Origin of the sequence: Okeania sp. SIO2B9 (assembly GCF_010672505.1) — a bacterium.
Classification (GTDB): domain Bacteria; phylum Cyanobacteriota; class Cyanobacteriia; order Cyanobacteriales; family Microcoleaceae; genus Okeania; species Okeania hirsuta.
This window is the reverse complement of record NZ_JAAHGK010000489.1, coordinates 1-5,070: the sequence shown is the minus strand read 5'-3', so window position 1 is coordinate 5,070 and position 5,070 is coordinate 1. Positions and strand designations below refer to the sequence as shown.

5 protein-coding genes are annotated in these 5,070 nt (G+C 35.0%); all 5 read right to left on the bottom strand.

The window, feature by feature from the left end; translation table 11 throughout:
- Positions 1-928 precede the first annotated feature (928 nt).
- A complete protein-coding gene (locus tag F6K13_RS17540; protein WP_192901218.1) occupies positions 929-1,420 on the bottom strand; it encodes a hypothetical protein in 492 nt (163 codons plus the stop codon).
- Positions 1,421-2,125: 705 nt separating this feature from the next.
- Positions 2,126-2,344 carry an NAD(P)H-quinone oxidoreductase subunit O gene (locus F6K13_RS17535; RefSeq protein ID WP_124147561.1) on the bottom strand — a complete coding sequence of 73 codons (219 nt, stop codon included), beginning with the start codon at positions 2,342-2,344 and terminating at the stop codon, positions 2,126-2,128.
- Positions 2,345-2,516: 172 nt separating this feature from the next.
- A complete protein-coding gene (locus F6K13_RS17530; protein ID WP_124147560.1) occupies positions 2,517-3,425 on the bottom strand; it encodes a DNA-formamidopyrimidine glycosylase in 909 nt (302 codons plus the stop codon).
- A 169-nt stretch (positions 3,426-3,594) separates the two neighbouring features.
- Positions 3,595-3,819 (bottom strand): photosystem I reaction center subunit IV, encoded by a 225-nt coding sequence (locus F6K13_RS17525; RefSeq protein WP_124147559.1) that lies wholly within the window; start codon positions 3,817-3,819, stop codon positions 3,595-3,597.
- A 91-nt stretch (positions 3,820-3,910) separates the two neighbouring features.
- Positions 3,911-4,531: a DUF6391 domain-containing protein gene (locus F6K13_RS17520; RefSeq protein WP_124147558.1), complete on the bottom strand. Its 621-nt coding sequence runs from the start codon at positions 4,529-4,531 to the stop codon at positions 3,911-3,913.
- Positions 4,532-5,070 lie beyond the last annotated feature (539 nt).

Below are 5,070 nucleotides of genomic sequence, written 5' to 3'. Positions count from 1 at the left end.
TAGCAACCTTTGAAATTGAGGAAAGAATAAAAAGTTACTGTCAAAGTCTCCGGACTCAATCTGATACCATTTCTCTATGAAGTTGCGCTTAATAAAAGATAACAGCTATTAGTAAAACTTAGGTTTGGCTAAGAATTACTAAGCGCACTATTACCGAATAATTAATAATTAAATAATTAAACAACTAAACAATTCTGGTTAAAAGCCTCCCCTTTCAAGGGGAAAAAAATAAATTTTTTCCTTATTGGTCAATCCTCTCCCTAAAAGGGAGAGGTAATTATTCATTATCCATTATCCATTATCCATTAATGAAAGATAAATTGTATGACAAGTAATTATTCATTATTAATTGCTGATAGCTGACTGCTGATAGCTGAATGCTTACGTAGTTTTAGCAACTAGATCGGTAAATGTTCCTGTTCAGTTTATTCAAAATTGCCAAGAGTTGTTAGTAATGGATGTATAGCAATCAGGAATCAGATCTGAGAATTGAGGTTTTCTTTTAAACCATAGAATATAGCAGTTTTCTTATTCTTATATATTCGTTATAATTTGGTTGCGCAACCCCGTCTTTTAAAGCGAAATATTTTTGGAGCCTTGCTCAAATCCCCTGCTTCCCCTCCTGGGAGGGGGAGGGGCGAGGGGTGGGTTAACTTCTGACTTATGACTTATTAATTCTAACTTCTGACTTCATTAAGTGCGACCTAACCCCCAATACCTACCACCTAAAACCTAGTAATCAATAGTAGTAATAGTTATGGCTTTACTAATTATCATAAATAATATTATTCAAATCTTTATACTTACTAATTCATACCAAATCTGATTCATATCAAGATATCTATAATTTTTCCTATTCGGTCAGAAATACAGCGCGCGTAAAATTGTTTCATCCCATCCCTATAACATTACTTCTATCAATTTATTATTATTCTTCTTCATGTAGCTTCCCTTCAGAAATTACCGTTGTTTCTATCTCCATTTTCAAATTTCTATGATTACCTATTTCTCGTATCCATCTCAAAAGCGTATTTGCTAACCTCGCCGCTACTACAGTTCCTTCAAAATTAAAATCAGGATTTTGTAAACCCTTTCCCAACATTTCCTTACCTATATCTGTAATAAAAACCAATACTGCTCTATTTTTTATCTCAATTCTAATTGCTCCTGATTTTTCTAACTCCTCATATACTCCTTGATATTTACCTATTTTTTTACCGTATTTTTTCCGTTTAACTCTGGTAGTTAATTCACTTTTTTTTACTCCTATTGCTGTTTCTCCTTCTCCCCCTAAATCCCATAAAGTAAGTAGCAAACGAGTTTTATTTACATCCTCAATACTTTCTTCTCCAAAACTTTCTTGAGCGGACTCTAAATTAATATTTGTTTCTGCTTCTAAATTCTGATTTTCTGTTGACATCTCCAGATTTCCTTATTGTGAAGAATTCATAGAATTATTTTATTTATTTATAGCAGTCGCCAAGGCGCTTATATTATGTATCTTTAGAATAACTACAATAAAAAATTTAGGGTGTAGGGAGAATGAGAATTTTATTTGCGCAGCATTCCCCACCAAAAAAATATTCTCTCAAGAGAAGAAAATTTTTACCCTTGGCTAATTAATTAGACTTAATATTACGACATAAAGGAGAAACATAGCGATCACCTCTATGATATGGTCTAATAATTTTATATTTTTCTCTGACCTAACCGCCCTGGCAGTTAGTATCCTACATTCCGCACTTCAATTTGTAACACGAAAATTAGTATGAAATTCTGAGGTTGTTTAAGTATTTATACTATATAAATTATCTTCATTTACCTCGATCAAGAGTCAAATTTTCAGTTAAACATTAAGCATAAATACTTATTGAATCGTTTATTTTGATTGACCTCTATAATTTTCTTCTTAATGCATGACTTTTGAATGCATGACTTTTGACTTAGATTTTTATGCTAGATTTTGTCGTGCGGAATGTGGGTTAGTATAATTAGATGCCTTGCAATTTTGCCAAAATAATCATCAGAGGTCTCATGTTCAATTTTTTTTAGGAGACCTCTGTATTTATGTATATACTTAAAGCTTCTAGGAGATTTTACTTAGAACACTTGGAAAAAGGTATGTCTACTTGAATTCTTCTAACTGATCTAGTCGCAACCAAATATTTGGAGTCGGTACTTTGCCGAATTTGACAAAAGCATAATCTCCTTTTGTATCAACCACTTCTCCCTGACTATCAAATATATAGGGAGGAAACCTTGTGTCACTAGCTTTGGCCTCTAAGCTATTTTCAAGTTTTTCTCGCACAACACGAACTAAACTACCTTTTTTAATGTTTGCCATATATGATTTCTATCTCTTGTATTTTCTGTTGAAATTCTAATATGGAATTAGGGTGAATGACCCGACGTTGAACTTAAAACTTACAATATGGACTTCTAAATTGATAGGGAGCTGGCAAAATTTGGTCTTATAGCAGGAAAATTGAATAGGAGCAGACAACTCTGAGCTTTTACTACCCTTCTTGGCATTGAGGACAAAAATGAGTAGACCGACCCGCCAGTTTAATTTTCTCTAAAGAAGTATCACAAATTCGACATGGTTGACCAGCACGATTATAAACCCAAGCCACACCACCATAATTGCCATTAACTCCCTTAACATTTAAGAAGTTGCTGAATGTTGTACCACCTGCATCTATAGAGTTTTGTAATACTTTGAGTATAGCTAGATGCAGTTGCTCTATTTGGGTTTCCGTCAAATCTTTGCACAGAGTTGTTGGTCTAATACCACTGAGAAATAGCGCTTCATCAGCATAAATATTACCTAACCCAGCAATTGTTGTTTGGTCTAAAAGAGCTGTTTTAATTGCTCTATGTCTTTTGTCAAATTTCTTGGTAAGATATTCTGGGCAAAATTCAGGGGAGAATGGTTCAGGACCCAATTTTTTCAGACCAGTAATAATGTGAGATATTTCTGTTGCGGGTGGTACTCTCCACATCTGGCCAAAAGTGCGTTGGTCTACAAATCTTAATTCATGGGTAGGATGACCTTCACTTCCAGAAGAGCGATCGCCAAAAAATATTCTCACTCGCGTGTGTTTATGTAGACTTTCTTCTGGTTTTACCCATAACAGTTGGCCTGTCATTCGTAAATGTACTCCTAACCAACCATCTTGGTTTTCTTTGAGCTGCGTAAGTTTGAGAATTTTTGTGTCCCACTTGTAGAGTTGGGCAAGTAAATATTTACCTCGTCTATGCCACCCTGCGATCGCTTTTCCCTGCAAACCGCCCAAAAAATCACCTACAGAAATTGGGTGGGCAACTGTGCGTTCTAACAACACTTCCCCACCCACTATTTTTTTGTTGAGAGTCAGTTGATTGAGACCTCGTTTTACTATTTCTACTTCTGGCAGTTCTGGCACAGTGCTAACTATAATTCTTACAGTCTTAATTATTATATAGACACTGTAGAAATTTTTTCTAGTTAAGCATCGATCCGAGCCAGTTTTGGCCTATTTTTGTTTATTTAATTAGAATTGTTCAAATGAGGTTTTGTTATAGCTCTGGTTTCAAAGAATAGTTTGAGGCTAATTATTTACCTTTAGGGGCTTCTACCTCTACTACTTCTTCAGTACCAAAGTTATTAGTGTTAACGCCAGATGCACTACCACTAAAACCCGTGTAATTTACTTTGTCAAAGCGAACAATAACAGGGTACTTGATGCCACTTTTGTCAACGGAAGCAACTGTACCAATCTCGTTATACCAGTAGGATTCTTTGCGTAAAATCCGAACTTTAGAACCACGTTGAACCATGAATTTTTTTTCCCTTAAAGTTTAAGAATGGTAAAACCGTCCCCTCATCCTATATCTTTTCAGTCTAAGATTTTTTTAAGTTTTGTTGCAACTAATTGAGCCAGGATACTTGAACAAAATGAGCTGGACGACCCCATACATCTTGAGTTACAGAAATATTTATCACTCTTAAATTGAAAGGAATACCAGTTGTTAAATATTTTTGGGCTAAATTACCTAGCTCTGGTGCTATTTGGATCGCTGCCGTAGCTGCAATGCCAAAACCTAAGAGTTGCTCAATTGGTTTCCTGGGCATCAGTGTATTTATACCTAGAGCCAATCCTAGAGTGAGAGTCATTGCTACTGATAAGTTTGTGCCACATCTAGGATGTACTGCCAAGTCCCATTCTCCAGAAGTAATTCGCTGCAATGCTACTTCTACTGCCTGCTCTAATTGAGATGGATTTACTGAACCATAAAGGTAAAATCCTTGTGGTGTAGACATTCCTCCAATTGATTCATCAGAGGATGTTGAATTTCCTGAGTTTGCTAATTCACTGAGTACCCAAACTGTAGCGTGTTCTAGAGCATGAACTTGTCTAATTGTCAATATTTCTTTTAAGCCAGGAATAAATTCTAGTTGTTGGAGAAAATCACTATCTTGTGTAGGGTGGGGGACAAAATTAAAGGGAAACTGTTGGTTTCTAAAGGAATTAGAGGTGGTTGGTGTCATGTTTTTTTAAATTGTTTGCTCTTAGCAATTAAATATTTCTAGATTTTATACCTATACTCTTTTCTTCTTTTTAAGATGTATATACCAATCTTAATTTAAGCTGTGAGTTCTTGTAGATATTGAGAAAATAGGAAATAGTTAAATTATTCAGAAAAATTTAGTGAATTATTTGAATGTATAAAATTATTTTCTCATTCAACTTATAATCATTTTATCTGCTCTAATTCATAGTGCTAAATAAGTCTTACAAATTCAAGTTTTGTGCTTTCTAAATAGGGCTTGCTAATTAAATATAAAAGCATTTACAGGTAAAGGTTTTAGCTTTTTTACAGCGGAAAGAAGTACAACTTTTTAAGCTTGAGCGACCAAAAATTTAGAATAAAAGGCAGAATAATTGCAGAAAAATCAAGGGTTGAAGAAGGAGACAGGAGACAGGAGACAGGAGACAGGAGGAAAATTACATGGGGATAGTCAACGAAGGGCCGCTCCGCGTCTACGCTCCCCCAAGTAATTTTGAACACCCCCGTTGACGGTGGGGT